Origin of the sequence: Pseudomonas lactucae, from assembly GCF_036688725.1 — a bacterium.
GTDB classification, from domain to species: domain Bacteria; phylum Pseudomonadota; class Gammaproteobacteria; order Pseudomonadales; family Pseudomonadaceae; genus Aquipseudomonas; species Aquipseudomonas lactucae.
Map to the genome: position 1 here is coordinate 37,483 of NZ_JAQQPT010000021.1, position 25,988 is coordinate 63,470.

Below are 25,988 nucleotides of genomic sequence, written 5' to 3' on the forward strand. Positions count from 1 at the left end.
TGAGAGCAACCCATGAAACGCATCCTGATCATTGGCATTGGCGCCGGCAACCCTGACTACATCACGATGCAGGCCGTGAAGGCGCTGAACCGCACCGACGTGTTTTTCCTGATGGACAAGGGCCAGAGCAAAGACAAACTGATCGACCTGCGCCGCGAGATCTGTGAAACCTATATCACCGAGCCCGGCTACCGTTTTGTCGAGGCCGATTGCCCGGAGCGTGCGCGCGGTGAGATCGACTACACCACCGCCGTGCAGGACCTCAACCGTGATAAGCAAGCCACCTTCGAACGCATGATCAACGAGGAAATGGCCGACGGGGAGGTGGGCGCGTTCCTGGCCTGGGGCGACCCGGCGCTGTACGACAGCACTATCCGCATCCTTAAGGCGATCCTGGCCAGTGGCCGTTGTGCATTTGAGTTTGAAGTGATCCCCGGCATCACCAGCGTGCAGGCCCTGGCCGCCCAGCATAAGGTGGCCTTGAACCGCATCGGCAAGTCCGTCGAGATCACCACCGGCCGCCGCCTGGCGGCGGGGCAGGCCAGTGATGCCGATACCCTGGTGGTCATGCTCGACGCTGAAGATTCCTACCGCACGGTGGCCGATCAGGACCTGGATATTTACTGGGGCGCCTACCTGGGCACGCCGGACGAGATCCTGATCAGCGGCAAGGTCAGCGAAGTGGCTGACGATATCCAACGGGTGCGCAAGGCCGCGCGCCTGGCCAATGGCTGGATCATGGACACTTATTTGTTGCGCAAACCCTGAGGTCGCATCCCATGTTTAAACGCCTTGCCCTCGCGCTGGCCCTGGTGGCCGGCGTTGCCCACGCTGATTCCGAGTTGCACACCGATTTGCCACTCGCGTACCTGGAACAGACCCAAAGCGACGCGCGCAACGAGCCGCTGGTGATCTTTTTGCACGGGTTCGGCAGCAATGAGGAAGACCTGTTCGGCATCAAGGACGCATTGCCCTCCACCTGGACGTACCTGTCGGTCCGCGCGCCGACGCCGGTGCAACCGGATGGCTTTCGCTGGTTTACCAAGACGCCGGGTGACGGCGATTACGATGGTGTGACCGCAGATTTGCAGAGCAGCGCCAAGCTGATCAAGGATTTTATCGGCAAAGCCAGCGCCAAGTATCACACCCAGCCTGACCGGGTATTCCTGGTGGGCTTCAGCCAGGGTGCGATCATGTCCTACGAGGTTGCCTTGCGTGATCCGCAACAGGTGCGCGGCATTGCGGCGCTCAGTGGTAGCGTGCTGCCGGTGCTCAAGGCTGAGCTCAAGCCGGACGAGCGCTTGGGCAAACTGGCGATCTTTATCGGCCACGGCACCCTGGATCAGGCACTGCCGTATGCGTCGGCGACGCGGGCGAATGAAGTGTTGGTGGGGTTGGGGTTGCAGCCGGAATTTCATGCTTACCCAGGGATGAAGCACACCATCAGCGAGGCGGAAGTGCAGGACCTGAAGGCCTGGCTTGAATCGAATGTAAAGTGAGCACGGTTGAAATGTGGGAGGGGTGCCCCTCCCACATTGGATATTCACTCTTTGGGCGATCGGGTTACTTATTGCCCGTGATTTGTTTCACCAGTGCAGCATGCCCCTTCGCATCATCGGCCCGCGAGATCGCCTGGATCACCACCAGTTGGTTGCCCGAACCACCGAGGAACGTGGAATTGAGCGTCTTGCCGCCGCCCTGGGTGGCGGTGCTGTCCACCTGGCGCAGGCCGAGGCCCTTGAGGGTCAGTTTTTTCTCGCCGAGTTTCTTGAAGTCGGGCAGGGCGGCGCTCTGCTCCTTGACGAAACCGGCCACGGCGCCGTCGAGGAACTGCGGGTCGTTGTCGCCGATCTTGACTCCGTCTTTGCGCAGGGTTTCGGCGACGATCACCACACTTTTCGTGGTCTGGTTGGCGTACATCGTGCCTTGGGTGGCGGCGGTGCCGTCCTCGGCCTTGCCGGCCGGCAGGGTGTCGGCGGTATAGGCCTTGGGCAGAGTGAAGGTGAACTTGCCGCCCAGGGTGGAGATAGTCTGGGTGGTCGGCTTGGCGGCGGCGAACACGCCGCCGGCGGTCAGCGCGAGGACCAGCAGGGCAGCGGTCTTGGTGAAGGTGGCCATGAAGCGCTCCAGGGGATGAACGAAATTGCGGAGCATTCTGTCAGAAAATTCTCAATTTCGTTCATCCGTAGCCTTACACCTTGTCGGACTCTTCCTCAAGCCTGTCCATTTCAAACAGCCGCGCCAATTCGGCTCGCGCTTCCTGGGCGGTCTGCATCACCTTGGCCGCGTCGTCGTATACCGCGTGCTGGGCGGCGAGCACTTGCAGGTCGTGGTTCTTGAAGCGGGTGATGCGCGCATCCGCCTGGGCCTGGCTCAGCCCAAGGCCCACGAGGGTGCGGCGACTCATTTCCAGGCTGGAATAGAAGGTTTCGCGAATCGGCGAGGCGTCCAGGTCCACCAGGCGATGCACGTGCTGGCGGTTACGGGCGCGGGCGATGATCTTCATGTGTGGGTAAAGATTGCGCACCAGTTCGGCGGTCTTGATGTTGATCTCCGGGTCGTCCATGGCGATCACAAAGAACTCGGCCTGGTCGACCTTGGCCGCATGCAGGATTTCGGGGCGTTGCGGGTCGCCATAGAACACCGGCATGCCGCCGAAACTGCGGGTCAGCTCGATGGTTTCCACCGAGGTGTCGAGGGCGATAAACGAGATATTCTGCGCGCGCAGGATCCGCGCCACGATCTGTCCCATACGGCCCATGCCGGCAATCACCACGCGTGGCGCGTCACTTTCGATGGCGCGGTATTCCTCGGGCACTTCCACCGGTTTGACCTTGGGCTTGAACAGCTTCGGACACACCAGCAACAACAATGGCGTGACCGCCATGGACAGGGTAATGGTGAGCACCAGGATGTCGTAGAGGTGCGGTTCGAACAGGCCCTGGTCGCGCCCGATCTTGAACACCACAAAGGCGAACTCACCGCCGGCCGCCAGTACCACGCCCAGGCGCAGGGCGCTTTCGCGGTTGAGGTCACCCACCAGTCGGCCCACGGCGTAGAGCAACGGCAGCTTCAGGCCGATCAGCAGCAGGGTCAGGCCAATCACCACCAGCGGTGAACTGAGCAGCAGGCCGAGGTTGGCGCCCATGCCCACGCTGATAAAGAACAGCCCCAACAGCAAGCCCTTGAACGGTTCGATCTGGGACTCCAGTTCGTGGCGGTACTCCGAGTCCGCCAGCAGCAAACCGGCGAGAAACGCGCCGAGGGCCATGGACACACCCACCAGTTCCATTAGCCAGGCGGTCCCGATCACCACCAGCAAGGCGGTGGCCGTGGACACTTCACGCAGGCCGGTCTTGGCGACGATGCGAAACACCGGGCGCAACACGTAGCGCCCGCCGATGATCACCACGGCGATGCTGCCGAGGATCTGCAGCACGTGTTGCAAGCCTTCGGCTTCGGTGGTCGGGTGATCACTGCCGGCCAGCAGCGGGACCATGGCGATCAGCGGGATCGCGGCGATGTCCTGAAACAGCAGAATCGCAAACGCCAGACGACCGTGGGGCTGGTTCAACTCCTTGCGCTCGGCCAGGCTTTGCAGGCCAAACGCGGTGGACGACAGCGCCAGGCCCAGGCCCAACACGATGGCGCTGTTCCAGGCCTGGCCAAAGACCCATAGTGCTACCGCGCCCATCACCAAGCCGGTCAACAGCACCTGGGCCAGGCCGACACCGAACACGGCCTTGCGCATTACCCATAAACGTTTGGGCGATAGCTCAAGGCCAATGATGAACAGCAACAACACCACACCCAGTTCGGAGAACTGCGCGACGCTTTGCGGGTTGCCGATCAGGCCCAGTACTGACGGGCCGATGATCACACCGGCAAACAGATAACCGAGCACCGCGCCCAGTTGCAGGCGCTTGGCCAGCGGCACGGTCAGCACAGCGGCGAGCAGGAACACTACGGCTGCTTGTAACAGGTTGCCTTCATGGGGCATTGCGAACTCCAGAATCTTTAAAGCCAATCAACAGGTGCGTATTAGAGCGCTTTTTAGAGGTTGAAAATTGTGTTTTTGAGAGGGATTTTTGGAGGTGGGGGCAGCGCTGCAACGAAAAGCGCCTGGACATGCGCCGGTCAGGATTCACCTACCTGTCGCTCTCCCTTTGTTACTATCGCTTCCCCGTCACCAGGAGTCAGCGCCCCATGCAACACCAGTGGGATGAAATGCACCGCACCCGCAAGCCCACGTTCGTGCTGTGCGGTGAGCCCCAGGGCGATGTGCTCAATCTCTACGTTCACGGCTACTCGGCGTTTTTCAACCGGCAACAGCTGGGCAGCTTCAAGGCACAGCTGGCCGGTATCGAAGGCTCGACCAACTTGATGCTGTTCTGGCCGGCGGGGCACTTTCTGGAAAATCTGTTTGCGCCGTTCAAGGACGTGATCGCTGCGATGCTCGGCGGCGGTGGCCTGGGGGCCGCCACTGTGGGGGTGGGCAAGGCGATCGCGTATTTTCTTGATCACTATAAAAGTGTCGAGGCGCGGGTGGACGAAGTGGCCAGGAGTTTGCTGCCGGAATTGGCGGAGTACCTGCACGGTGAGTCGCTGCAGGTGCGGCGCATCAACCTGATCGGTCATTCGCTGGGGGCGCGGATTCTGGTCAAGAGTCTGCTGGCCAGCCCTGAAACCGCACGCGAGCTGCCGTTGGACAACCTGCTGCTGATGGGCGGGGCGATCTGTACCTCCAGCCCTTGGGATGACGTATCGGCGCCGCTCAAGGGCCGGGTGATCAACTGCCATTCCAGCAAGGACTGGGCGCTGGCCCTGAAGCCGGACACCGAACGCTGCATTGGGCGGTATGCAATCCCGGTGACTCCGGCGCTGAAGGCCAAGGTCTGCAATGTGCATTTGGCCAGCTTCGACCATGCCGCCTATTGGCCGCAGTTGCAGACGGTGGTGCAGTACACCGACCTGCTGCACGAGCGGCGCGGCATGATCCGCTCCGACCAGCGCAGTGCCGAGGTGCGTTTTGCCGAGGAGGACGTCGAACTGTTCCCGGCCCTGGTGCAGGCGCGGCCGGAAGAGTTGAAGTTCCTCGCCGAACTGATGGCGCAAAAACGCAGCGCGTCGATTGATGCCAAGGTACGCGAGCCGCTTAAACTGGCCATCGAGTTGCAGCGCATGGGGGGCGACAGCTTCATGAACCTGGCCCGTGGTCATGGCGTGAGTTATCGCCAGATCGCCGAAGATGTGGCGCAGCGACTCGGGATCAAATTTGACCAGCCGCTTGCAAGCGTGGTGCTGGCAGACCTTGAAGCCCAGGTCGCAGAGACCCTCATCGAGCAGTACAAAGACAAGCTCAGTCACGCCGACCGTCAGGTATTCGACGCCGAGCTCAAGGCCGCCGCGCTAAAAGAGCAGGGCGTGTTCAATCGCATCGACATCGGCCGTTCGGCCACCACCGCGTTGAGTGGTACGGCATTGGCCGGCCTCACCGGGTTTATCCTGCGCCGGGGCGCGGCCACGGCAATACCGGTGGTGGGCCAGGCGTTGGCGGCGGCAATGCTGCTGGTGAGCGGCGTGCGGGCGTTTTCCGGGCCCGCCTATTCGATCACCACCCTGGCGGTGCTGGTGATCGGGGTGATTCGCCAGCGCATGGAGCGTGAGGCGCTGAATCAGGAGATGGACCTGGTGGCACAGGTGGTGGAAGCGTTTGAGCTGCCTCGGGACACGGTGATGCGCACGGTCGCATCCGACTGATAAGCTGCGCGCCTGTCTAGTGTGTTTGCCTGGGATACTGCGTGAAATTCAGCCTGCCAAAAATCGCTACCGCCCCATTCTGCCCGCCGGAAGTGGCGGGTTCGGTCGTCGTTGACCCCAACGCTTCGTTCTTCAAGCGCATCCTGATGTTCGCCGGCCCCGGCCTGCTGGTCTCCATCGGTTATATGGACCCGGGCAACTGGGCCACCGCCATCGAGGCGGGTTCGCGCTACGGCTACAGCTTGTTGTTCGTGGTACTGCTGGCCAGCCTGGCGGGGATGGCGGTGCAGTGCCTGTGCTCGCGGCTGGGCATCGCCACCGGCAAGGACCTGGCGCAATTGTGCCGCGAGCGCTACAGCAAGCGCTCTGCGCGGACCCAGTGGGTGCTGGCGGAAATCTCGATCATCGCCACGGACCTGGCCGAAGTGCTTGGCTGTGCGCTGGCGTTTCACTTGCTGCTGGGTGTGTCGTTGACCACCGGCATTGTCATCACGGCGTTTGACACCTTGTTGATCCTGGCTTTGCAGAACCGGGGTTTCCGCCGCCTGGAAGCGATCATGCTGGCATTGGTGGCGACCATCGGCGTGTGCTTCTTTGTCGAGCTGCTACTGATCAAACCCTACTGGCCGGACGTGTTGAGCGGCTTCACCCCCTCACTCTCGGCCATCAGCGATGCCGCGCCGCTGTACCTGGCCATCGGTATTCTGGGCGCTACCGTCATGCCGCATAACCTCTACCTGCACAGCTCCATTGTGCAAACCCGCCTGATTGGCAAGGACCTGGCCAGCAAACAGGACGCGGTCAAGCTGGCGCGCATCGACACCATCGGCTCCCTGGCGCTGGCCTTGCTGGTCAATGGCGCGATCCTGGTGCTGGCCGCCGCTGCGTTCCACAAGACCGGCCACACCGACGTGGTGGAGATCCAGGACGCCTACCATCTGCTTGATCCGCTGGTCGGCGGCGCATTCGCCAGCATCCTGTTCGGCATTGCCTTGCTGGCGTCCGGGCAAAGTTCGACCTTTACCGGCACCATCGCTGGTCAGGTGATCATGGAGGGCTACCTGAACCTACGTATTCCCTGCTGGCAACGCCGCTTGATCACCCGTGGGCTGGCGTTGATCCCGGCATTTCTCGGCGTGTGGCTGATGGGCGACGATGCCATCGGCAAATTGCTGATTCTGAGCCAGGTGGTACTGAGCCTGCAGTTGCCCTTTGCGCTGTATCCGCTGATCCGCATGACCGGTGACAAACAACTGATGGGGCCGTTCGTCAATCGATTGCCGACCCGGGTACTGGCGTGGTTTTTGTTTGCTGTGATCAGCGGGGCGAATGGGTGGTTGATTGCGCAGTGGGTGTTCTGACGTGAGCACTCGCTGTTGAACGAGACCTACACCAGGATTGCCAGGGAAGTGTAGAGGGCAACCTGAGGATCGGCCGTCAACAGTTTCATCGGCTCGCTCATGGCGGTTGCTACGATGAGCCGATCGAAAGGGTCCTTGTGATGAGGCTCGAGATCCTTCACCGCAATGGCGTGTTCTGAGGTGACCGGCAGTTCGACAAAACCGCTCTCCAGGCAGTACTCACGGATTTCAGCAAGGTCGAGGGTGAGTTTCCCCAACCCTGCCTTGATCGCCATTTCCCAGAATGTTGCAGCACTGACGTAAATCTCTGCGGCATTTTCAATCAGTTTTCGGGCTTTGCCGGATAGTGGCCCGTAAAAACAGAACGAGCCTACGTTTTCGACGAGGAAATTTCCTCATTTGTCCCAATACGGCACGGTGCCAAAACACGCGACAAAATAGTCAATCACCGTCCTTACCTTCAGCGACAGCCGCCGGCTCCCCGGCCACAACGCCGCAATCTGCTGCGGCTCCAGCGTGGTCGCGACCTCGTATTGCGTGAGCACCGCCTGCAAGGTCCCGGCGCGCAAGCTTTCGCCGATCAGCCAGGACGGAAACACCACCAGCCCCAGGCCTTGTTCGGCGGCGTGGGTGAGGGTGTCGGCGTGGTTGCCGGTGATCGGGCCCTTGACGCTGTAGGGCGTCCAGTCGCCCCCGTCGCGCCGAAAGAACCAGCGTTCCTGGCCGTTGATGCCTTTGTAGGCCAGGCAGTGATGTTCGCTCAGTTCGTCAGGGTGGCGGGGCGTGCCGTGGCGGGCCAGGTAGGCGGGGCTGGCGGCGATGCGAAAGCGCTGGGGCGCGAAGATGCGCGCCTGCATGCTGGAGTCGTTGAGCACGCCGATGCGGAACAGCAGGTCGGTGCCGTCTTGCAACGGGTCGACGAAGGTGTCGGTTTGCTGGATATCCAGTTGCAGCTTGGGGTAGCGCCGGCACAACTCGCCCAGCCACGGCGACAGGTGGCGCTGGCCGAACACCATCGGCGCATTGATGCGCACCAGGCCGCTGGGTTCGCGTTCCTGCTCCTGCAAGGCCTGGCTGGCGGCTTCGAGTTGTTCAAGCACCACGCGTGCATGGCGTCCCAGCAAACGCCCGGCCTCAGTGGGCGTGACCGCGCGCGTATGACGATAGAGCAACTGCTGGCCGAGGGCCTGCTCCATCAGTTGGATCTGCCTTGAGATCGAAGAGGGCGCCAGCCCCTCGCGGCGTGCCACTTCGGAGAAACTGCCGTGGTCCAGCACCGCGACAAACAGGCGCAGCGCCTTGAAACTCAGTTCGTTCAAACCCTGCATCGTGGCTCCAGGTTGTGCGTTCTGCGCAAAGGTGTTGTCGGCATGCTCCCATTTATTGCACAGCGCAGCCACCGGATAATCCGCGCCATCAATTCTTTGTTCAAGCGCAGGTGATGTATGCGGGCCAGTTCTATCGACGGTGTGGCGCCAGCCAGACCCCAACATAACGTTCTGCGGTTGTTGCTGTTGCCGCTGGTGATCCTGGCCGGCATGGGCCTGTCGGTAGAGGCCGGCTTGCTCGGGCCATTGGGCGAGCAGGTGGGGCACTTATGGGCGACGTTGAGCATTTTTGGCGTTGGCGCGGCGGTCCTGTCTCTGCTGTTGCTGTTCAGTGGTCCGCAGAAGGGCCCTGCGCTGACCGAGTTGCCGCGCTGGCAGCTGATCGGTGGCTTTCTCGGGCCCATCTACGTGGTGGTGCTGACCCTGGCCACGCCCCATATCGGTATTGCCATGACGATGATCGCGATTCTGTCGGGGCAGGTCGGCAAGAGCGTGCTGATCGACCATTTCGGTTGGTTCGGCGCGGCGCGCAAGCGGGTCAATGGCGAGCGTTGGATCGCCTTGGTGTTGATTGTGGCGGCACTTGTTCTGATCTCACGAGGGTAAGGCGATGAATCTGATTCTGTTATTGGTCGTGGTGGTGGCGGCGGGCGCGGTCTTGAGTGTGCAAGCGGCCATCAACGGCCGGCTGGGCCAGACGGTGGGCGTGCTGCGCAGCAGCCTGGTGACGTTTGCGGTTGGCGCCCTGGTCACGGCGTTGCTGATTTTCTTCTTCGAACCGGCCCAGGCGGTGAGCTTGCTGCAAGTGCCGAAGTGGCAGCTGACCGGCGCGTTGTTTGGCGTGGTGTACATGATGGTGATGGTCGGCGCGGTGCCCGTAGTTGGCACGGCGGTGGCCACGGTGGCGGTAATCACCGGGCAATTGGGCATGGGCATGTTGATCGACAACTTCGGCTGGCTGGGCAACCCGGCTATCGAGCTGTCGGGCAGCCGGATCCTGGCGATGGTTTGCCTGGCCCTGGCGCTGGTGTTCATGTACCGCAGCAATACGCGCACCGATTGATGGTTTGAACGATCGGTGTGGGCCGGCAGTCACTGCTTAAGGTGCCGGCGCTCGCCGCACCGTGACGACCATGAAGAAGGAGTCTGAACATGCCAGATCAAACCTGTGCCTGCCCACACTGCAAATGTGTACTGGGCGCCGACGCGGTTATGAAAGACGGTAAGGGCTATTGCTGCCAGGGGTGCGCCGAGCATCATGCGCACGGTGAGCCTTGCGCGGCAGCGACGGGCTGCGAGTGCGCCAAGGCGGCCCACTAGCACTGAGTAAGCATTGTGGACGCGGGCTTGTTGGGGTGAGTGGGGCTTGTGCTGCGATTCGATCCAAGGGCTGCTTCGCAGCCCAGCGCAGGGCAAGCCTGCTCACCACAACAAGCTTATTGCACATGACATCTCGGGCATCGTGGCTATTGGGTTTCCAGCTCGAGCCGCAAGCTATGGTCGGCCATGCGCTGACGATCCTTCACCACGCCGCTGGTCCGCCGGCCCTCCAGCGCAAACACCACGGTTTGCGCATCGTGCAAATCCTCGGGCAGCGGTTGGAACACCTTCAACACCAGCCAGCCGGGTGTGCGCTGCAGGCTTACCTGGCATTCGGCCTGTTTGGCCAGCGGCCCGAACAGCGTGTCCTGGGTGTAATCGATTCTCGCCTTGCCGTTTACCGGCGCTGATGACGTCATGGGACGTTCCTCCTTGTTTAATCCTGGTGAGGTTCAATCCTGGTGATATAGGCAAGTGATCCCGCGGGTGGGTGAAAATTCACTCGGATTGTCGAGCGGTGGTCATTACCATGGCGGCTCACCCTCGATTGATGTGTACGCCATGGCCCTGGCCGCGCCCCCCGACCTCAGTGATTACGCCGTCCCTGTGCAGCCGCTGGCACGAACCTACCCGCGTGGGTTGTATGTGGAGCCTCACAGCCACGACTGGGGGCAGTTGCTCTACGCCATGAGTGGGGTGATGTGGGTCGAGACGCCTCGCGAAGCGCTGGTGGTGCCACCCCAGCGGGCGGTGTGGCTGCCGCCTGGCGTAGAGCACGGCATTCGCGTGGTGTCGGATCTGCAGATGCGCAATATCTACCTGCGTCCGGCCCTGGCGGCGACGTTGGACGACCAGGTGCAGGTGATCGAGGTGGGTGGGCTGCTGCGCGAGCTGATCGTCAGGTTGGTGGAGGAGGGCGACAAAGGCGATGCGCGCTACTACGACGCCGTGGTCAACCTCGCGTTGCTTGAGTTGCAACGGGCACGCCGCTCGCCGATCCGCATCGCCATGCCGGTGGATGCCGATCGCCGGTTGATCGGCGCCTGTCAGGCGGTCATGGCCGCGCCGTCCCTGGTCATCTCCTTCGAGCAACACGCGCAGGCGGCGGGCGCCAGCGTTCGCACCCTGGCGCGTCTGTTCCAGAACAACCTGGGCATGGGGTTCGCCGAATGGCGTCGCCAGGTGCAGCTGGCCACGGCGGTGGCAGAGTTGATCCAGGGCCGGCCGGTCGGTGCTATTGCCCGGTCCCTGGGCTATTCGCCCAGCAGTTTCAGCGACATGTTCCGTCGCGAACTCGGTGTCGCGCCTTCGCACTACAACCGCTGAGGGGTTGGCCGAAATCCTGAAGTGGTTGGCCGATGCTTCGGATTCAGGCTCCTTACACTGCGCCCATCGACCCTAACGGCGCAGCCCCTATGAACTACCTTATTTCCCTCGCTATCGGCCTGTCTGTCGGCGTGATTTATGGCGCTTTGGACTTTCGCTCTCCCGCACCGCCCGCTATCGCCCTGGTGGGGCTGATGGGCATGCTGCTGGGTGAAAAACTCTGGCCCCTGGGGCGTGAGTTGGTCAGCGGTTGGTTGTCCTGATTCCCTCTCCCTTCGATGGATGCACTCATGAAAGCACTGCAATTTTCCGCCGCCGGCAACCTGGCCGCGCTGCGCCTTGTCGATATCGCCACCCCGGTGCCGGCCGCCGGTGAAGTGCGGGTACAGATCAAGGCCGCGGGCCTCAACCCCAGCGATGTCAAGAACGTACTCGGCCGGTTCCCCTACACCACGCTGCCGCGTATTCCGGGGCGCGACTTTGCCGGGGTAGTGGTCGAAGGTCCGCAGGCACTGCTTGGCCAGGAAGTCTGGGGCACCGGACGCGACCTGGGTTTTTTTGCCGACGGCTCCCACGCTGAGTACCTCACCGTGTCGGCCAAGGGCGTGGCGCATAAACCCGCGCAGTTGAGCTTTGCCCAGGCCGCCAGCCTCGGCGTGCCGTACACCACCGCCTGGGATGCCCTGCAGCGCAGTGGCGTGGGCCAGGGCACGCGCTTGCTGGTGATTGGCGCGAATGGCGCCGTCGGCAGCGCAGCCCTGGCGCTGGGGAAAATACTCGGCGCACAGGTGCTGGGCGCGGTGCGCAAGGCGGATCAGGTGCAGGTGTTGCGGGCGCAGGGTTTCGACGCGGTTGCACTGGGCGAGCCGCAAGACCTCGGCGCGCAGGTGAATGCCGTGTTCAAAGGCGGCGCCGACGTTATCTTCGACACCACCGGTTTCTGGCTGCCTGCCGCGGTGGCAGGCCTGGCGCCGTTCGGGCGCATTGCAATCATCGCCGCCCCGGTGGACGGACAGGTGCAATTGCCGGCCCTGGCGCTGTATCGCAAGGGTGGGTCGGTGGTGGGGATCAACTCGTTACTCTATAACTGCGAGCAATGCGCGGTGATGCTGGAGCAGTTCGGGCGGTTCTTTGATGAAGGTTCGTTGCCCTTGCCGACGGGGTTGCGTGAGGTGGCGTTGGCGGATGGGATACGCAGCTACGAGGAAGTAAATAGCGGCAGCGCGGATAAGATCATCTTCGTGTTTTAACACCATGCGAATGTGGGAGGGAGCAAGTCGAATCGTCGCACCGCCCCTCCCACAGTTGATCTCCCCTAGGCTTCTGGAACGCCTTTTTCCCAGGCCGACCAGTTCTTGAGGATCGCCTGTACCAGCGGATTCCCCGTGCGGTACAGGTTCTCCAGCGCCGGCACAAACCCACCCTGATCGGCATATTTGAGCAGGTTATCCACTTCGCTGTAGCCTGGGTAAGGCCGGTCGAAATCGGAACCGGCCCGCACCACAGCCAGGCGCTGGATATCCACCAACCCTTCACGACTGGCGCGCAGCAGCGCCTCGTAGGTGGAGTTGTCTTCCTGCTGTGTGGTGCAGTACTCGCCTTTGTTGTCGGTAAGCAACTTGGTCCAGACCTCGGCGCGTTCGCTCAGGCGCGTGCCGGAGAACCAGGTATTGCCCGCCAGCGTGTCGCAACGGGTGACTTGCGGCGGCTGGTTGGCTGGGGCGGCGGGGTAGTGCGCGCGCCAGGCGGCGGATTCCTTGCTCTCTGTGAGTTTGACGTTGTGCGACAGGGCAAAGGCCTTGGCCTGCAACTTCGGGTTCAGCTCGAATACTTCGGTCTTGTAGTCCAGCGGCGGTTTTTCATTAGGGCCTTTGGTGTTGATACCGATGTAACCGGTCGGCCACTCCTTGGGCGCATCGCGTGAATCCAGCTCCCATTGGGTGCCGAATTCCACCAGGTAATGCGCCCAGGCGGCGGTGCCGATGGTGCCGTGCTTGGGGTTGATGCCGGCGATCCCGGCGATCAGGAAGTAACTCTGGCGCAGATCGAATTTGGGCGACAGGGCCAGCGCCAGGGTGGACGCGGCGGCGTTGGTCTGGCCCATGCCGGTCACCAGCAGGCAAACCTGTTGGGTGTTGCAGCGAATCACCGGGTATTCGGCGGACAGGCCCGGCACGCGCACCTCCTGTTTAAGCGCCAGGCGATCGATCCAGGTCTGCGCCTCGGGGGCGAACATGGTGATCAGCATCACCTTGGGTTTGATCGGCGCGGTTTGGGCCAGCACCACATGGGGCAGCAGGGTCAGGCCGACAGCTATCGAGAGGCGGGTCAACGTATTCATCTAAAGCTCCTTGATCAGAATTGGTAGCCCACGCCGGCGTAGTAACCCCAGCCGTCAGAGCGTGCGCGGAAGTTGCCTTCGCCGAAATTCAACTCGCTGCCATCTTCCCAGTTGCCGCCGTTATGGAAGTAACGCCCCACCAGCGTGAAGCGCAGGTGGGTGAAGGAATACAGCAGCACGTTGGTCGCCACCGTGGAGTTGGCGGTGCGTGCCGGGTTGTCCTTGTGCAGGTTGGAGCCGAAATCGTGGTTGGTAAAACCGATGTAAGTCAGCGAGGCACCGTTGTCGAAGGAGGCGATGGGCACGATGTACTTCATCTGCGCGCGGTAGCCGTCCCAGGAATATTCGTTGCTGGCGCCGTAGTTTTCCCACTGGTAACGCCCGTAGAAGTTGGCCGACAGGTTGACCCGCGAGTGAGTGTCGATGTCGGTGCCCAGGCCGCTGTACAGCGTGTTGGCGCGGTTTTCCTTGCGGCTGCCGTGGTCGTAGATCCAGTCGAACGCCACGTACCACTTCTTGAACGGGCCGATGGCCAGGCTGCGTCCGGCCAGGTAGTCGATGGAGATACGCGGCTCATGCTCCATGAACACCGGCGAGCCATGGTCCCATACGCCTTTGTCATTGCTGTTACCGATGCCGAGGATCTTTGGCACATCGATATAACCGTACAACTCGAAGGGCCCCTTGCGGCCGAAGTACTCGTATTCCAGGTAGATATCGTCGGAGGGTTTGGGGCCGAAACTGATGTCCTTGCTGCCGATCAGCGTGAGGTCCTGGTTGAACCATTCGGACAGGTAGGCGCCTTTTTTCGGGCTGGTGGTTTCAGGGCTGAGGGTTTCGCCCTGTGCTGAGTCATCGGAGGGCTTGTCCTGCGCCAAAATGGGCGTGCTGAGTACTCCCGTAACGGCGGCCAGTAGCAAGGAAACACCAAAGCAAGCACGAGGCCTTGAGGTGAGCTGCATTGAAAATCCCTATTCATACGCGGTTTGAACCCGTTTCAACGGGTGGTGGCGAACCTGGCGGCCAAGTTCGTACCGCAAACGTTTGCACAGGTTGTACCAACTTTGCCCAATGGCTTGAATGGCCTAATAAAATGTCGAATTAGTCGACCTTTTGATCAGAAATGACTGGGTGTCATTTTTCGCTGCGATTGAACAGGTACAGGGCGGTTTCACGGCGATATTCGCTCGGCGTCTGGTTCATCTCGATACGAAAGTGCCGGTTGAAGTTGGACAGGTTGGCGTAGCCCACCTCAAAACAGATATCCGCCACCGACCTATCGCTTTGCAGCAACAGCCGGCAGGCGCGCTGCACGCGGAACTTGCGCATCAGGTCGATAAAGCCATGGCCGGTGTTGCGCTTGAAGAACCTCGAGAAGCCCGGTTCGCTCATCTCCAGTTGCCGGGCGATCACCGACAGGCGCAGGTCGCCGGTGAGTTCGCGCATGAGGTAGTCGAATGCCTTGTTGATGCGCTCGGCGCTGCGTGCGTCGAGCGTGGGCGCGTAGCAAGGACTGGCCAAGGCCTTGGCTTGTGCAGGGGGCGCATTCTTCAACGTGTCGAGCAGTTGCAGGAACAGGATCAGCCGCTGCAGGCCGTGGGCGCGGCCGATGTCTTCCATCAGTCGGGCAGCCTCTAAGGCGGTGTCGCCGCTGAACTCCAGGCCGCGTCGGGCCAATTCAAACAACGGCTGCACATCGCCCAACTCCGGCAGGGTTTCGCGCAGGGCGAGAAGGGCGCCACCGTCGAATTGCAGCACCACGTCGCGTCCGCTCAGGTGTTCGTCGGGGGCCAGCTCGCCGATCCAGTCGTGGGGCAGGTTCGGGCCGATCAGCGCGACATGGCCGGCATTGAACGCACCGATATAGTCACCCGCCACCAACTTGCCGCTGCCTTGGCGGATCAGGTGGATTTCGAATTCGGGGTGGTGGTTCCAGCGCGCCAGGGCGTAGGGGTAGTCATGTTCGAACCAGCGGAAGCAGTGGTCCGGCTCGGGCAGGATCACTTCCAGTTCCGCGGGGCGGTGTTCAAACAGTTCGGCGCGGCTGACGGGCATGGTGCTGCCTGTTTTTTTGGATTTCAGCAAAAATACGCGGTCCTGGACGGTAAGCGCTACCCCCGATTTCGTCCGGTACCGGTACTTTTTTGATCCGGGCGACGGGGTTAAAAAAGTATCAGCCGAGCATCCCCCATGCGTTTGTGAGGGCCAGGCCAAACTGCTGTAATCGGCCCTCAACAACAAAAACAACAGGTGGAAACCGCCATGTCATCGTTACCCAAAGCACTGTTCCTGCTGTCCGGCCTGACCTTGGCGCTGCCCAGTCATGCCGCCGATACCGTGACCATCGCCACGGTCAACAACAGCGACATGATCCGCATGCAGCGCCTATCCAAGGTGTTCGAGCAGCAGCACCCGGACATCAAGCTCAACTGGGTGGTGCTTGAAGAAAACGTACTGCGCCAACGCCTCACCACCGACATCGCCACCCAGGGCGGGCAGTTCGACGTGCTGACCATCGGCACTTACGAAACTCCGCTATGGGGCGCCAAACAGTGGCTGGAACCGCTCAACCAACTGCCGCCCGATTACGACGCCGAGGACATCTTCCCTTCGGTGCGCCAAGGCCTGTCGGTGAATAACACCTTGTATGCCTTGCCGTTTTACGGCGAAAGCACCGTCACTTATTACCGCACCGACCTGTTCAAGCAAGCCGGCCTGAACATGCCCGCGCAACCCACCTGGACCCAGCTCGGCGAATTCGCCGCCAAGCTCACGGCCAAGGACAAAGGCCAATACGGCATGTGCCTGCGCGGCAAGGCCGGCTGGGGCGAGAACATTGCGCTGCTGAGCACCATGGCCAACGCCTTTGGCGCGCGCTGGTTCGATGAGCAATGGAAGCCCGAGCTGACCAGTCCCGAATGGACCGCCGCCGCCAACTTCTACGTCAACACCCTCAAGCAGTACGGCCCGCCGGGCGTTTCCAGTAATGGCTTCAACGAAACCCTGGCGCTGTTCAACAGCGGCAAATGTGCGATCTGGGTGGATGCGAGCGTGGCCGGCTCCTTTACCACCGATGCCAGCCAGAGCAAGGTGGCCGACAACGTCGGTTTTGCCGCAGCGCCCACCGAGGTGACGGACAAAGGTTCCTCCTGGCTCTACGCCTGGTCATTGGCCATCCCGGCGACCTCTAAACACAAAGACGCCGCCAAGGCCTTTATCACCTGGGCGACGTCCAAGGACTACATCCAACTGGTCGCCGACAAAGAAGGCATCACCAACGTACCGCCCGGCACGCGCCAGTCCACCTACAACGACGCCTACCTGAAAGCTGCGCCGTTTGCCCAGGTCACGCTGGCGATGATGAAGCACGCCGACCCCGCGCATCCCTCGGCCAAACCGGTGCCATACGTGGGCATCCAGTACGTGACCATCCCTGAGTTCCAGGCCATCGGCACCTCCGTCGGCAAGTTGTTCTCGGCGGCGCTGACCGGCGGCATGACGGTTGATCAGGCGTTGGTGCAGGCGCAATCGACCACTGAGCGCGAGATGAAACGCGCCGGATACCCGAAGTGATTGTTACAGGACATCCTCATGAAACGACTTGAAGGTAAAAGTGCGCTGATCACCGGATCGGCGCGTGGGATTGGCCGCGCGTTTGCCCAGGCGTATATCGCTGAAGGCGCCACCGTCGCCATCGCCGATATCAACCTGCAACGCGCCCAGGCCACCGCCGCCGAACTCGGTCCCCAGGCCTATGCGGTGGCGATGGACGTCACCGACCAGTTCTCCATCGACGCCGCGATTGCCGCTGTGGTGGCCCATGCCGGCAAGCTGGATATCCTCGTCAACAACGCGGCACTGTTCGACCTGGCGCCCATCGTCGACATCACCCGCGACAGCTTCGAGCGGCTGTTCTCGATCAATGTCGCCGGTACGCTGTTCACGCTGCAAGCTGCGGCTCGGCAGATGATCCGCCAGGGCCATGGCGGCAAGATCATCAACATGGCCAGCCAGGCCGGGCGGCGCGGTGAGGCATTGGTGGCGGTGTATTGCGCGACCAAGGCGGCGGTGATCAGCCTGACCCAATCGGCGGGGTTGAACCTGATCAAACAAGGGATCAACGTCAACGCCATCGCCCCCGGCGTGGTGGACGGTGAGCATTGGGACGGGGTGGACGCGTTGTTTGCCAGGCATGAAGGGTTGGCGCCGGGGGAGAAGAAGAAACGGGTAGGGGAAGAGGTGCCGTTCGGGCGGATGGGCACGGCGCAGGATTTGACCGGGATGGCGATTTTCCTGGCATCAAAGGAGGCCGACTATGTGGTGGCCCAGACGTACAACGTCGATGGCGGTAATTGGATGAACTAGCGGCCTACACCGATCAAAACTGTGGGAGGGGCGGTGCGACGATTCGACTTGCCCCTCCCACATTTGAATTTCATTGTTCTTGAAAACAGGGCTACTCAGCAAAACTGCGATCAAAGAAGTAGATCTCCCCAGGCTTCAACATCTCCACCGTCGCCTGCGGCCTGCCGCCTTCACCCTGTTTTTTGCGCCCCGTCTCACGCAAATATCCCGCCTCGGTCAGCTTCAGCAAACGTTGGCGAACACTGGTCTTCAACACCGGCCGCGCCAGTACCAGTGAGAAGATCGTAGTCGCTTGCGGGGCACTGAACTCATCGCCCAGGAACATCAGCGGCAAGCTGCTGTACAGCGACTTGGACAACAACCGATCCTGCACCGCCGCCACGATCAGGTTGTGATCGAACGGCAGCTTGAGACTGCCGTTCGCCACCGCGTTCAGTGAAAACCAGGCTTGATGCTCGCCCAGTGTCACTTCATCCGCCACGATTGCCAGGTAGAACGTGGACGACGACCAGCAGCGCGGGTCGCGAAACGCGTCGCCCACCGTGCCCACCTGCTCGCTCCAGGCCAGGGTCAGGCCGACTTTGTCACTGGCGCGCAACCGTTCCACGGCATCCTTGAGGCTCAGATCTTGCACGCCGCCATTGACTACCACGCCTGGCAGCGCCCAATGCCCGGCGAAGGGTTCGGCGTCACGTTTGTTCAGCAGCAGTTTGAGTTCGCCCGAGGCGCGGCAGTAAAACAGTACGCACAGGTCGACGGTGTGGAGGTAAGCGCTAAGTGGCATGTGAAGTCCTTCCAAACGGCATTGGGGCACAGTCTAACGGATCGAACAGCGATGTCATGTACTTGCTCAAGCATAGATAAATAAATGTTTCTTGCAATGAAGGTACATGACGTGTACTTTTGTTTCCAGGCCATAGGAGAACCATCATGACCCTCGCGAAAACCGCCGTTGCTTCATTCGACGTCGACGCCCAAAAGAGCTTCACGCCGCTGTGCCCCAATGAGTTGCCTGTGGCCGGTGGCGATCAGATCGGCGCCGAGCTCAACTACATGGCCAGCCTTGCCGGCCACCGCGTCGGCAGCAAGGACGCGCACACCCCGCAGGCTCCCTGGGTGGTCGCACACCCGAGCGAGATGATGAAAGCCACCGGCCTCGTACATGCCGACCTCACCTGGGTCGCCCACTGCGTACCGGGCACCGAAGGCTTCACCTTGCTCGACGAACTGCCGACGCCGTATGACTACGATTACTTCGTCTGGAAAGGCGTCGAACCCGACCTGCACCCCTACGGCGCCTGCTACCACGACCTGCACGACAAGCTGTCCACCGGCGTGATCGAGTACCTCAAGGCTCAAGGCGTGGTCCGCGTGATTGTCGGTGGCCTGGCCCTGGACTACTGCGTCAAGACCACCGCCTTGCAATTGCTCAAGGCCGACCTGGAAGTGGTCCTGCACTTGCCGGCCTGCCGCGGTATCAGCGAGGAGGGCGGTGTACAGGCTGTCAATGAGTTGCTCAGGGCCGGTGCTGTCATCAGCAGCACCCGCGAAGAACTGGCCGCGATGGCCGCGCGTTGAGGAGAAACACCATGGAAAGTGCCTACGACTACGAATCCCCGGTTATCCAGGGCTTGCTCGACACTGACTACTACACCTTCACCATGATGCAGGCCGTGCTGCACCAGCATCCCAATGTGGATGTGGAATACAATTTCATCGTCCGCTCCAAGGAAAAACTCGGTCATCTGATCCCGCAATTGCGCGACGAGCTGGAAAAACTCGCCGGCCTGCAGATGCGTGAAGGCGAGCTGCGCTTTCTGTTCAACCCGCGCTTTCGCGAATACCTCACCCCGGACTATGAGCGTTTTCTTGGCCTGTTCCGTTTCAATCTGCGCTACATCCACGTCAGCGAGGTCGACGGCCAGCTGAACATCCGGGTGATCGGTCCGATGCTGCACTGCATCATGTTCGAACAACCGGTACTGGCGTTGGTGAGCGAGTTGCGCAACCGCGACAAATACCCCGACGTGAGCCTGGAAGACGTCACTCGCAAGCTCTATCGGAAATTCGACTGGCTGGAGAAAAACTTCAGTCGCGAGGAACTCGCCGATCTGCGCGTCTCTGATTTCTCCACCCGCCGCCGCCTGTCGTTCAAGGCCCAGCGCGAGGTCGTGGACATCATGCGCCGCGACTTCCCCGGCCAGTTCGTCGGCACCAGCAACGCGCACCTGGCCTACGAATTCGACTTGCCGCTGATCGGCACCATGGCTCACCAGTGGATGATGGTGCACCAGCAATTGGGCCGGTTGCGCGAAAGCCAGAACGCCGGCCTGGAAAACTGGGTGCGTGAATACCGGGGCCGCCTGGGTGTGGCGTTGACCGATACCATCAGCACCGATTTTTTCCTCAAGGACTTCGACCTGTACTTCGCCAAGCTCTACGACGGTCTGCGCCAGGACTCCGGCGACCCCATCGTCTGGGCCGACAAAGTGCTGGCCAAATACAAGGAACTCGGTATCGACCCGATGACCAAAGACCTTATGTTCTCGGACGGGCTGAACTTCGAGAAATGCCTGCCGATCCTGCGCCATGTGCGTGGCAAGGCCAAGTTCGGCTTCGGCATGGGCACCAGTCTTGCGTGCGATGTGGAGGGAGTGCAACCCCTGAGCATCGTGATGAAACTGGTGCGGGTCCACGGCGAACCGGTGGTGAAATTCTCGGATGATCCGATCAAGAACGTCTGCGAAGACGCCTCGTTTTTGCAGTATGCAGCCAAGGTATTCAACATCGGCAACGTGGAGGTGTGACATGCAAGACCGTATCGCGCAGGAACTGAATATCGACCGCACACTGGTGAAGGGCGGTGAGGCCAAGGAAATCCAACGGCGCATCGACTTCATCAAGACCACGTTGCGTCAGGCCGGCTGCACGGCCCTGGTGCTCGGCATCAGCGGCGGCGTGGATTCCCTCGCGGCTGGCCGCCTGTGCCAATTGGCGGTGGAGCAACTGCGCCGCGAAGACTACGCCGCGCGGTTTATCGCCATGCGCCTGCCCTACAAAACCCAGGCCGACGAAAGCGACGCCCAGGCCTCCCTGGATTTCATCACCCCGGACCACATCGACACCCTCAACATTGCCGCCAGCGTTGACGGCCTGATGGCCAGCCTGTCGGCAACCGAAGCCAGCGCCGCCCATGTCGACTTCGTCAAAGGTAACGTCAAGGCTCGCACCCGCATGATCGCCCAGTACGCCGTGGCCAACCTGCACAACGGCCTGGTGGTCGGCACCGACCACGGCGCCGAAGCGCTGATGGGCTTCTTCACCAAATTCGGCGACGGCGCCTGCGACCTGGCCCCGCTGTCCGGTCTGACCAAAACCCAGGTGCGCCTGCTGGCCAGCGCCCTCGGCGCCCCGGCGACCCTGGTGCGCAAACACCCCACCGCCGACCTCGAAGAACTGGCGCCGGGCAAGCTGGATGAGCATGCCTATGGCTGTTCGTACGACGAGATTGATGCATATCTGATGGGCGAGCCGGTGAGCGAGCGGGTCCGGGCGATTGTCGAGGGCGCATACCGCAAGACAGCGCACAAGCGCGCGCTGCCGATTGCTCCGGTTTAATCAGCGCTCGATCGACCGACTCCACCGCGCATTCCACTCCGGCCGTGCCTGGTTCACCTGGTCCCAATCGATCGAAATCGCCGTCTGCAAGTAACCCTGCATCGCTTCCACCCGTGCACGGGTCTTGTCAGTGGTGGGCGTGGTCGGGTTGGACGGGATCTGGTCGCCTTCTTCCAGCGCCGGCGCCTGGGCTTGGGCGGTAATCAGGAACGCCGCGAGTTTCTGCGCCAGTTCCGGCTGGTCGTTGCGCGCGATCACGCATTCGGCCACGTTGAGCACCACGGCGCCTTCCTTGGGTTGGGCATATTCCATCGGTACGCCGAGCAGCTTCTGGGTGGTGACCTGGGTCGGCGTCAGCGGAAAGATCGCCGCTTCGTCGGTCTGCACCATCTCGGAGATTTTCGCCGAGCTGGCGATGTACTCCAGCACGTTGGGGCCGACGGTGTTTGGCCAAGCCTTGAACCCCGGTTCCACGTTGGTTTCATCGCCGCCCTGGAGGCGGTTGAACATCAGGAAGCCGTGCAGGCCGAAGGTGGACGAGGCCAGGGATTGGAACACGACTTTTTCCTTGAAGCGCGGGTCGGCCAGGTCCATCCACGAGGTCGGCGCGGCCCAGCCTTTTTCCTTGAACATCTTGGCGTTGTAGCCCAGGCCGGTGACGCCCAGGGTCACGGCCACCGCTTCGTCCTTGATTTTTGCCTTGGCCGGGATCTGCGCCAGGGACGGGCTGGGCGCCAGCTTGTCGCACAGGCCCATGGAGATGGCGCGGTACATGATGCCGTCATCGAGGAACATCACGTGCATCTGCGGGTTGTCCTTGTTGGCCTGGACCTTGGCGAGAATGTCCGACGAGGTGCCGGGCACGATCACCACCTTGACGTTATTGGCTTTTTCAAACGCTGGCAGCACCTTGTCGGCGTAGACCCGTTCCATGGTGCCGCCGTTCATGCCCAGGTACAGCGTCGGCGCGGCGTGGGCGGTGGACGCGAGCAGAGCGAGGGACAAGCAGGACAACGCAATACGAGTACTCATGGATGTTCTTCCTCTCAGGCTTGGAAACGACGGATGGAAAACGCTTCGATGGGTTGGCGGCTGGCGCCTTCGCAGACGATTTCTGCCAGGGCTTCGCCGACGGCCGGGCCCAGCTGGAACCCGGCGCCGGCAAAGCCGAAACCGTGGAGCAGGCCAGGTTGGGTGCTGCTGGGACCGATCACCGGTTCGTGATCGGGCAGGTAACCTTCGGTGCCGCTCCAGGTCCGAATGGCCTGGGCGCCCTTGAGAAACGGGTACAGCTCGGCGGCGTTGCGCAGAATCTCCAGGACCGCCACCTGGCCCGGCCGAGCCTGCAAGGCCCCGAGGGCAAAGCCGCGCCCGCCGCCAAGGATGCAATTGCCCCGGGCGACCTGGCGCGCATAGATCCCGCCGCCTTCAACGCCCGTGCTGACGTCCATCACCACCGGCAACGGCTCGGTCACCAGCATCGCCGGGTGTGCCGAGGTGATCGGCACCGGCTCGCCAAACTGCGCCGCGACAGCACCGGACCAGGCCCCGGCGCAATTGAGCAGCCACGGCGCCTGCAGGTGCAGGCCGTTGGCGCAATGCACCTGGAACAGGCCGGCGTGGTGTTCGATTCGGATGACTTCGGCCTGTTCGAAAATCGACGCGCCGTGTCGGCGGGCCGCGCGAGCAAAGGCGGGCGATACCAGGCGCGGGTTGGCATGCCCGTCTTCAGGGCACAGCGAGGCGCCAACCGCCACATCCCCGACCCACGGGAAACGTGCGCGCAGCTCGGCGTGATCCAGCAGTTGCAAGCCCAGGCCATAGCCGCGGGTCTGCTCGGCGTAGGCCTGCAGCGCGGCGAAATCCGCATGACTGCGCGCCAGCTTCAAATGCCCGGAGCGCACATATTCACCGTCGATGCCGATCAACCCCGGCAAGTCCGCCCATAGCTGATGGGCGCGCTGCGACAGCGGCAACTGGTGCAACGGCCGTCCCTGGCGGCGCACGCCGCCGTAGTTCACGCCGCTGGAGTGCGAGCCACAGAAGTCCCGCTCGACCAGCGCCACACGCTGGCCTTTGTGCGCCAGCATCAATGCCGCCGACGCGCCGACAATCCCGCCGCCCAATACGATCACGTCGATCATGGCTGCACCTGCACGCCAAACGGCAGCGGCTTGATCGGCGCCTGGCCGCGCAGGCGACCCACGCTTTCGATCGCACGACCACTGCGCTCGGCCACAATCTCCGCCGCCGCCAACCCGCACATGCGGCCCTGGCAGCGGCCCATGCCCACCCGGCAATGGGCTTTGACCCGGTTGATTTCCCAATGGCCTTCATCCACCACCGTGCGCACATCGCCCGCGCTGACTTCTTCGCAGCGGCACACAATCAGCATATCCGGCGCCCGCGCCGCCCATTGCTCAGGGAAGGGGAACGCGGTTTCCAGGCCCTGGCGAAAGCGCTGGATGCTTGCCAATTGCCGCTCCAGAACGGCCGGGCGACGAGGGTCGCTCACGATGCCCGTATCCTCCAGCACCGCCAGTGCCGCGCGCTCACCGGCCATTTGCGCGGCATCCGCGCCCATGATGCCGGCGCCGTCGCCTGCCAGGTACACCCCGTCGATACTGCTGCGCCCGGCGCTGTCGCGCTGAGGCAGCCAGGCGCGGTTCAATGCGTTCCAGGCAAATTCGCAGCCGAGCAGATCCGCCAGTTGCGTCTCGCTGCGCAGCGCATGGGCGAACGCCACGGCGTCGCAGTCCAGGCTGCACTCACCAAAACGAATGCCGCTGACCCGCTGCTCACCATCGATCCGTTCAAGCGTCGCGCCCTGATGCACCGGAATCCCATGGGCCGTCAGCCAGGCGCGGTAGTACAAGCCCTTGGCCAAGGTTGCGGGTTGCCCAAGCAGGGCCGGTAACGCCCGGCATTGGGCGCTGAACGGTGCGCTGTCGAGTACCGCCACCACCGTGGCGCCGGCCTTGGCGTACTGGTAAGCCACCAGGTACAGCAACGGTCCGCTGCCGCAGAACGCCACACGCTCGCCAATCGCACAGCCCTGGAACTTCAGCGCGATCTGAGCCGCGCCCAGGCTGTAGACCCCGGGCAAGGTCCAGCCCGGTACCGGCAGGATGCGGTCGGTGGCGCCGGTGGCCACGATGAGCTGTGCATACTCGACGCTCTCGGCGCGGCCGTGATTGAGCATGTCCAGACGCCCGTCCTCGGCATTCCACACCAGGGTGTCGGGGCGGTAGTCGATCAAACTCGCCAGCTCGTCCAGGGTGCGATGCACAGCCTCGGCCTTGCTTGCCTCAAAACCATAGAGTTGCTTGGCGGTGCGTTGAAAACCCTGGGGTTGGCGCCGATAAATCTGCCCGCCACCGCGCAGGCTCTCATCCACCAGGCAGGGCTTGAGGCCATGGTCGAGCAAGGTACGCGCCGCGCTGATGCCGGCCGGGCCCGCGCCCACAATCACAATCGGTTTCATACCTGGCGCCCCGGATCGCGGCTGATCGCCTGGCCAGCTTCCAGCAAGGTCGAACAGGCGCGAACCCGCCGCCCATCCGCCAGCCGTACCCAGCAATCCTGACATGCACCCATCAGACAGAACCCCGCACGGCGCTCGGCACTGAAATCACTGCCGCGCAGGTGTTCGGCGCAGGTCAGCACGGCGGTCAGTACCGTGTCGCCGAGCAGGCCGGCGGCGGGTTGCCCGTCCAGCGTGAACGCCAGGGCAGGGCGCTGGGTTTCGGCCAAGCGTTTGAACAAGGCCATCAGTGTTTCCCCACCAGCACGCGGTCCAGGCCGTAGACCCGGTCGAGCAGAATCATGGTCGCCGCCGTCAGCGCAATCACCAGCGCCGACACCGCCGCCATCATCGGGTCGATAGACTCGGTGGCGTACACATACATGCGCACCGGCAGGGTTTGCGTGGCCGGCGAGCTGACAAAAATCGACAGCGTCACTTCATCGAAACTGTTGATGAACGCCAGCAGCCAGCCACCGGCCACGCCGGGCAGGATCATCGGCAGGGTGATCTGGCGAAACAGGGTAAAGCGCCCTGCGCCGAGGGATTCGGCCGCCTGTTCGGCACTGCGATCAATGCCGATGGCGGCGGCCAGCACCAGGCGCAGCACATACGGGGTGATGATTACCACATGGGCCAGCATCAGCCAGGTAAAGCTGCCGTTCACGCCCATCAGCGCAAACAGGCGCAGCATCGCCACCCCCAGCACCAGGTGCGGGATGATGATCGGTGAGAGGAACAACGCGCTGAAAAAATTGCGCCCCGCAAATTGATAGCGACTGATCGCCAGCGCTGCCGGCACCGCAATCAGCGTCGCCAGGCTTGCAGCGGTAAACGCCAGGATCAGGCTGTTGTAGAACGCCTGGATAAAGTCGGCACGCTCGAACACCGCGCGAAACCAGCGCAGGGAGAAGCCCGACGTCGGCAGACTCAAGGTGTTTTCCGGGGTGAACGCCACCAGGCACACCACCACCAGCGGTGCCATCATGAACAGCACCACCAAACCATGAAAACCCAAGGCCAAAGGACCGTTTCTGGACATGCGC

28 protein-coding genes and 1 pseudogene are annotated in these 25,988 nt (G+C 62.3%); 15 read left to right on the top strand and 14 right to left on the bottom strand.

Translation table 11 applies throughout. From position 1 onward, the window contains the following. Positions 1 to 12: 12 nt before the first annotated feature. Together cobF and V6M90_RS22770 are read left to right on the top strand one after the other, a co-directional pair. On the top strand, positions 13 to 768 hold the full coding sequence (gene cobF, locus V6M90_RS22765; protein ID WP_141065016.1) for a precorrin-6A synthase (deacetylating): 756 nt from the start codon (positions 13 to 15) through the stop codon (positions 766 to 768). Positions 769 to 779: 11 nt separating this feature from the next. Beyond that, positions 780 to 1,499 (top strand): alpha/beta hydrolase, encoded by a 720-nt coding sequence (locus tag V6M90_RS22770; protein WP_003173411.1) that lies wholly within the window; start codon positions 780 to 782, stop codon positions 1,497 to 1,499. Positions 1,500 to 1,563: 64 nt separating this feature from the next. Here the strand turns inward: V6M90_RS22770 and V6M90_RS22775 are convergent, their stop codons facing one another. Continuing rightward, positions 1,564 to 2,118 carry a DcrB/PsbP domain-containing protein gene (locus V6M90_RS22775; protein ID WP_003173412.1) on the bottom strand — a complete coding sequence of 185 codons (555 nt, stop codon included), beginning with the start codon at positions 2,116 to 2,118 and terminating at the stop codon, positions 1,564 to 1,566. Positions 2,119 to 2,191: 73 nt separating this feature from the next. Beyond that, positions 2,192 to 4,000 (bottom strand): monovalent cation:proton antiporter-2 (CPA2) family protein, encoded by a 1,809-nt coding sequence (locus V6M90_RS22780; RefSeq protein WP_003173413.1) that lies wholly within the window; start codon positions 3,998 to 4,000, stop codon positions 2,192 to 2,194. A gap of 206 nt (positions 4,001 to 4,206) precedes the next feature. Here V6M90_RS22780 and V6M90_RS22785 point away from each other — a divergent pair, with 206 nt between their 5' ends. Beyond that, positions 4,207 to 5,760 carry a DUF726 domain-containing protein gene (locus tag V6M90_RS22785; protein WP_141065018.1) on the top strand — a complete coding sequence of 518 codons (1,554 nt, stop codon included), beginning with the start codon at positions 4,207 to 4,209 and terminating at the stop codon, positions 5,758 to 5,760. Between the two features lie 41 nt (positions 5,761 to 5,801). Continuing rightward, on the top strand, positions 5,802 to 7,121 hold the full coding sequence (locus V6M90_RS22790; RefSeq protein WP_141065019.1) for an Nramp family divalent metal transporter: 1,320 nt from the start codon (positions 5,802 to 5,804) through the stop codon (positions 7,119 to 7,121). 26 nt (positions 7,122 to 7,147) lie between these two features. Here V6M90_RS22790 and V6M90_RS22795 read toward each other — a convergent pair. Together V6M90_RS22795 and V6M90_RS22800 are read right to left on the bottom strand one after the other, a co-directional pair. Then, positions 7,148 to 7,468: pseudogene (locus V6M90_RS22795) on the bottom strand (type II toxin-antitoxin system VapC family toxin); the annotation flags it as partial. 48 nt (positions 7,469 to 7,516) lie between these two features. Next, positions 7,517 to 8,449, bottom strand: coding sequence for a LysR family transcriptional regulator (locus V6M90_RS22800; RefSeq protein ID WP_003173417.1), 933 nt, complete (start codon positions 8,447 to 8,449; stop codon positions 7,517 to 7,519). A gap of 117 nt (positions 8,450 to 8,566) precedes the next feature. Between V6M90_RS22800 and V6M90_RS22805 the strand changes: the two genes are divergently transcribed. The 3 genes from V6M90_RS22805 to V6M90_RS22815 all read left to right on the top strand — a co-directional run bounded on the left by V6M90_RS22805 (position 8,567) and on the right by V6M90_RS22815 (position 9,769). Further along, entirely contained in the window at positions 8,567 to 9,055 is a 489-nt protein-coding gene (locus tag V6M90_RS22805; protein WP_003173418.1) for a DMT family transporter, read from the top strand. A gap of 4 nt (positions 9,056 to 9,059) precedes the next feature. Continuing rightward, positions 9,060 to 9,512, top strand: a complete 453-nt coding sequence (locus V6M90_RS22810) for a DMT family transporter (protein ID WP_003173420.1) — start codon at positions 9,060 to 9,062, stop codon at positions 9,510 to 9,512. An 89-nt stretch (positions 9,513 to 9,601) separates the two neighbouring features. Then, positions 9,602 to 9,769: a metallothionein gene (locus V6M90_RS22815; protein ID WP_078824314.1), complete on the top strand. Its 168-nt coding sequence runs from the start codon at positions 9,602 to 9,604 to the stop codon at positions 9,767 to 9,769. Between the two features lie 146 nt (positions 9,770 to 9,915). Here the strand turns inward: V6M90_RS22815 and V6M90_RS22820 are convergent, their stop codons facing one another. Then, the gene (locus V6M90_RS22820) at positions 9,916 to 10,188 is read right to left on the bottom strand and encodes a hypothetical protein (RefSeq protein WP_003173421.1); all 273 of its coding nucleotides are present in this window, start codon (positions 10,186 to 10,188) and stop codon (positions 9,916 to 9,918) included. A 142-nt stretch (positions 10,189 to 10,330) separates the two neighbouring features. Here V6M90_RS22820 and V6M90_RS22825 point away from each other — a divergent pair, with 142 nt between their 5' ends. The 3 genes from V6M90_RS22825 to V6M90_RS22835 all read left to right on the top strand — a co-directional run bounded on the left by V6M90_RS22825 (position 10,331) and on the right by V6M90_RS22835 (position 12,345). Beyond that, positions 10,331 to 11,095, top strand: a complete 765-nt coding sequence (locus V6M90_RS22825) for an AraC family transcriptional regulator (RefSeq protein WP_042944539.1) — start codon at positions 10,331 to 10,333, stop codon at positions 11,093 to 11,095. A gap of 89 nt (positions 11,096 to 11,184) precedes the next feature. Further along, positions 11,185 to 11,358 carry a DUF1427 family protein gene (locus V6M90_RS22830; protein WP_003173424.1) on the top strand — a complete coding sequence of 58 codons (174 nt, stop codon included), beginning with the start codon at positions 11,185 to 11,187 and terminating at the stop codon, positions 11,356 to 11,358. A gap of 27 nt (positions 11,359 to 11,385) precedes the next feature. After that, entirely contained in the window at positions 11,386 to 12,345 is a 960-nt protein-coding gene (locus V6M90_RS22835) for a quinone oxidoreductase family protein (protein WP_042944540.1), read from the top strand. A 65-nt stretch (positions 12,346 to 12,410) separates the two neighbouring features. On the opposite strand, the gene V6M90_RS22840 is transcribed toward V6M90_RS22835, so the two are convergent. The 3 genes from V6M90_RS22840 to V6M90_RS22850 all read right to left on the bottom strand — a co-directional run bounded on the left by V6M90_RS22840 (position 12,411) and on the right by V6M90_RS22850 (position 15,491). Further along, positions 12,411 to 13,436 carry a purine-nucleoside phosphorylase gene (locus V6M90_RS22840; protein WP_141065021.1) on the bottom strand — a complete coding sequence of 342 codons (1,026 nt, stop codon included), beginning with the start codon at positions 13,434 to 13,436 and terminating at the stop codon, positions 12,411 to 12,413. A 14-nt stretch (positions 13,437 to 13,450) separates the two neighbouring features. Further along, the gene (locus V6M90_RS22845; RefSeq protein ID WP_332847172.1) at positions 13,451 to 14,398 is read right to left on the bottom strand and encodes a nucleoside-specific channel-forming protein Tsx; all 948 of its coding nucleotides are present in this window, start codon (positions 14,396 to 14,398) and stop codon (positions 13,451 to 13,453) included. A gap of 172 nt (positions 14,399 to 14,570) precedes the next feature. Then, complete coding sequence (locus V6M90_RS22850) at positions 14,571 to 15,491, bottom strand: AraC family transcriptional regulator (protein ID WP_042945693.1); 921 nt, start codon at positions 15,489 to 15,491, stop codon at positions 14,571 to 14,573. Positions 15,492 to 15,698: 207 nt separating this feature from the next. Here V6M90_RS22850 and V6M90_RS22855 point away from each other — a divergent pair, with 207 nt between their 5' ends. Further along, positions 15,699 to 17,009, top strand: a complete 1,311-nt coding sequence (locus tag V6M90_RS22855) for an ABC transporter substrate-binding protein (RefSeq protein WP_332847173.1) — start codon at positions 15,699 to 15,701, stop codon at positions 17,007 to 17,009. 18 nt (positions 17,010 to 17,027) lie between these two features. Further along, complete coding sequence (locus V6M90_RS22860) at positions 17,028 to 17,801, top strand: L-iditol 2-dehydrogenase (protein ID WP_003173431.1); 774 nt, start codon at positions 17,028 to 17,030, stop codon at positions 17,799 to 17,801. Between the two features lie 91 nt (positions 17,802 to 17,892). Here V6M90_RS22860 and V6M90_RS22865 read toward each other — a convergent pair whose 3' ends face one another. Continuing rightward, the gene (locus V6M90_RS22865) at positions 17,893 to 18,585 is read right to left on the bottom strand and encodes an NUDIX hydrolase (RefSeq protein ID WP_003173432.1); all 693 of its coding nucleotides are present in this window, start codon (positions 18,583 to 18,585) and stop codon (positions 17,893 to 17,895) included. Between the two features lie 146 nt (positions 18,586 to 18,731). On the opposite strand from V6M90_RS22865, the gene V6M90_RS22870 reads away from it, so the two are divergent. From V6M90_RS22870 to nadE, 3 genes are read left to right on the top strand one after another with little or no spacing between them, the layout of a single operon-like run. After that, the gene (locus tag V6M90_RS22870; protein WP_141064502.1) at positions 18,732 to 19,379 is read left to right on the top strand and encodes an isochorismatase family protein; all 648 of its coding nucleotides are present in this window, start codon (positions 18,732 to 18,734) and stop codon (positions 19,377 to 19,379) included. Between the two features lie 11 nt (positions 19,380 to 19,390). After that, on the top strand, positions 19,391 to 20,608 hold the full coding sequence (gene pncB / locus V6M90_RS22875) for a nicotinate phosphoribosyltransferase (protein ID WP_003173434.1): 1,218 nt from the start codon (positions 19,391 to 19,393) through the stop codon (positions 20,606 to 20,608). A gap of 1 nt (position 20,609) precedes the next feature. Further along, a complete protein-coding gene (gene nadE, locus V6M90_RS22880; RefSeq protein WP_003173436.1) occupies positions 20,610 to 21,419 on the top strand; it encodes an ammonia-dependent NAD(+) synthetase in 810 nt (269 codons plus the stop codon). Here the strand turns inward: nadE and V6M90_RS22885 are convergent, their stop codons facing one another. The 5 genes from V6M90_RS22885 to V6M90_RS22905 are packed head-to-tail and all read right to left on the bottom strand — an operon-like array spanning position 21,420 to position 25,984. Next, positions 21,420 to 22,451 (bottom strand): ABC transporter substrate-binding protein, encoded by a 1,032-nt coding sequence (locus V6M90_RS22885; protein ID WP_003173437.1) that lies wholly within the window; start codon positions 22,449 to 22,451, stop codon positions 21,420 to 21,422. It abuts the gene before it with no gap. 14 nt (positions 22,452 to 22,465) lie between these two features. Next, the gene (locus V6M90_RS22890) at positions 22,466 to 23,563 is read right to left on the bottom strand and encodes an NAD(P)/FAD-dependent oxidoreductase (protein WP_305429308.1); all 1,098 of its coding nucleotides are present in this window, start codon (positions 23,561 to 23,563) and stop codon (positions 22,466 to 22,468) included. Next, positions 23,560 to 24,903, bottom strand: a complete 1,344-nt coding sequence (locus V6M90_RS22895) for an FAD/NAD(P)-dependent oxidoreductase (protein WP_332847174.1) — start codon at positions 24,901 to 24,903, stop codon at positions 23,560 to 23,562. Before V6M90_RS22895 ends, V6M90_RS22890 begins: the two co-directional genes overlap by 4 nt. Next, positions 24,900 to 25,190: a (2Fe-2S)-binding protein gene (locus V6M90_RS22900; RefSeq protein ID WP_003173441.1), complete on the bottom strand. Its 291-nt coding sequence runs from the start codon at positions 25,188 to 25,190 to the stop codon at positions 24,900 to 24,902. The genes V6M90_RS22895 and V6M90_RS22900 overlap by 4 nt, the downstream gene beginning before the upstream one ends. Further along, positions 25,190 to 25,984, bottom strand: coding sequence for an ABC transporter permease (locus V6M90_RS22905; protein ID WP_003173442.1), 795 nt, complete (start codon positions 25,982 to 25,984; stop codon positions 25,190 to 25,192). Before V6M90_RS22905 ends, V6M90_RS22900 begins: the two co-directional genes overlap by 1 nt. Positions 25,985 to 25,988 lie beyond the last annotated feature (4 nt).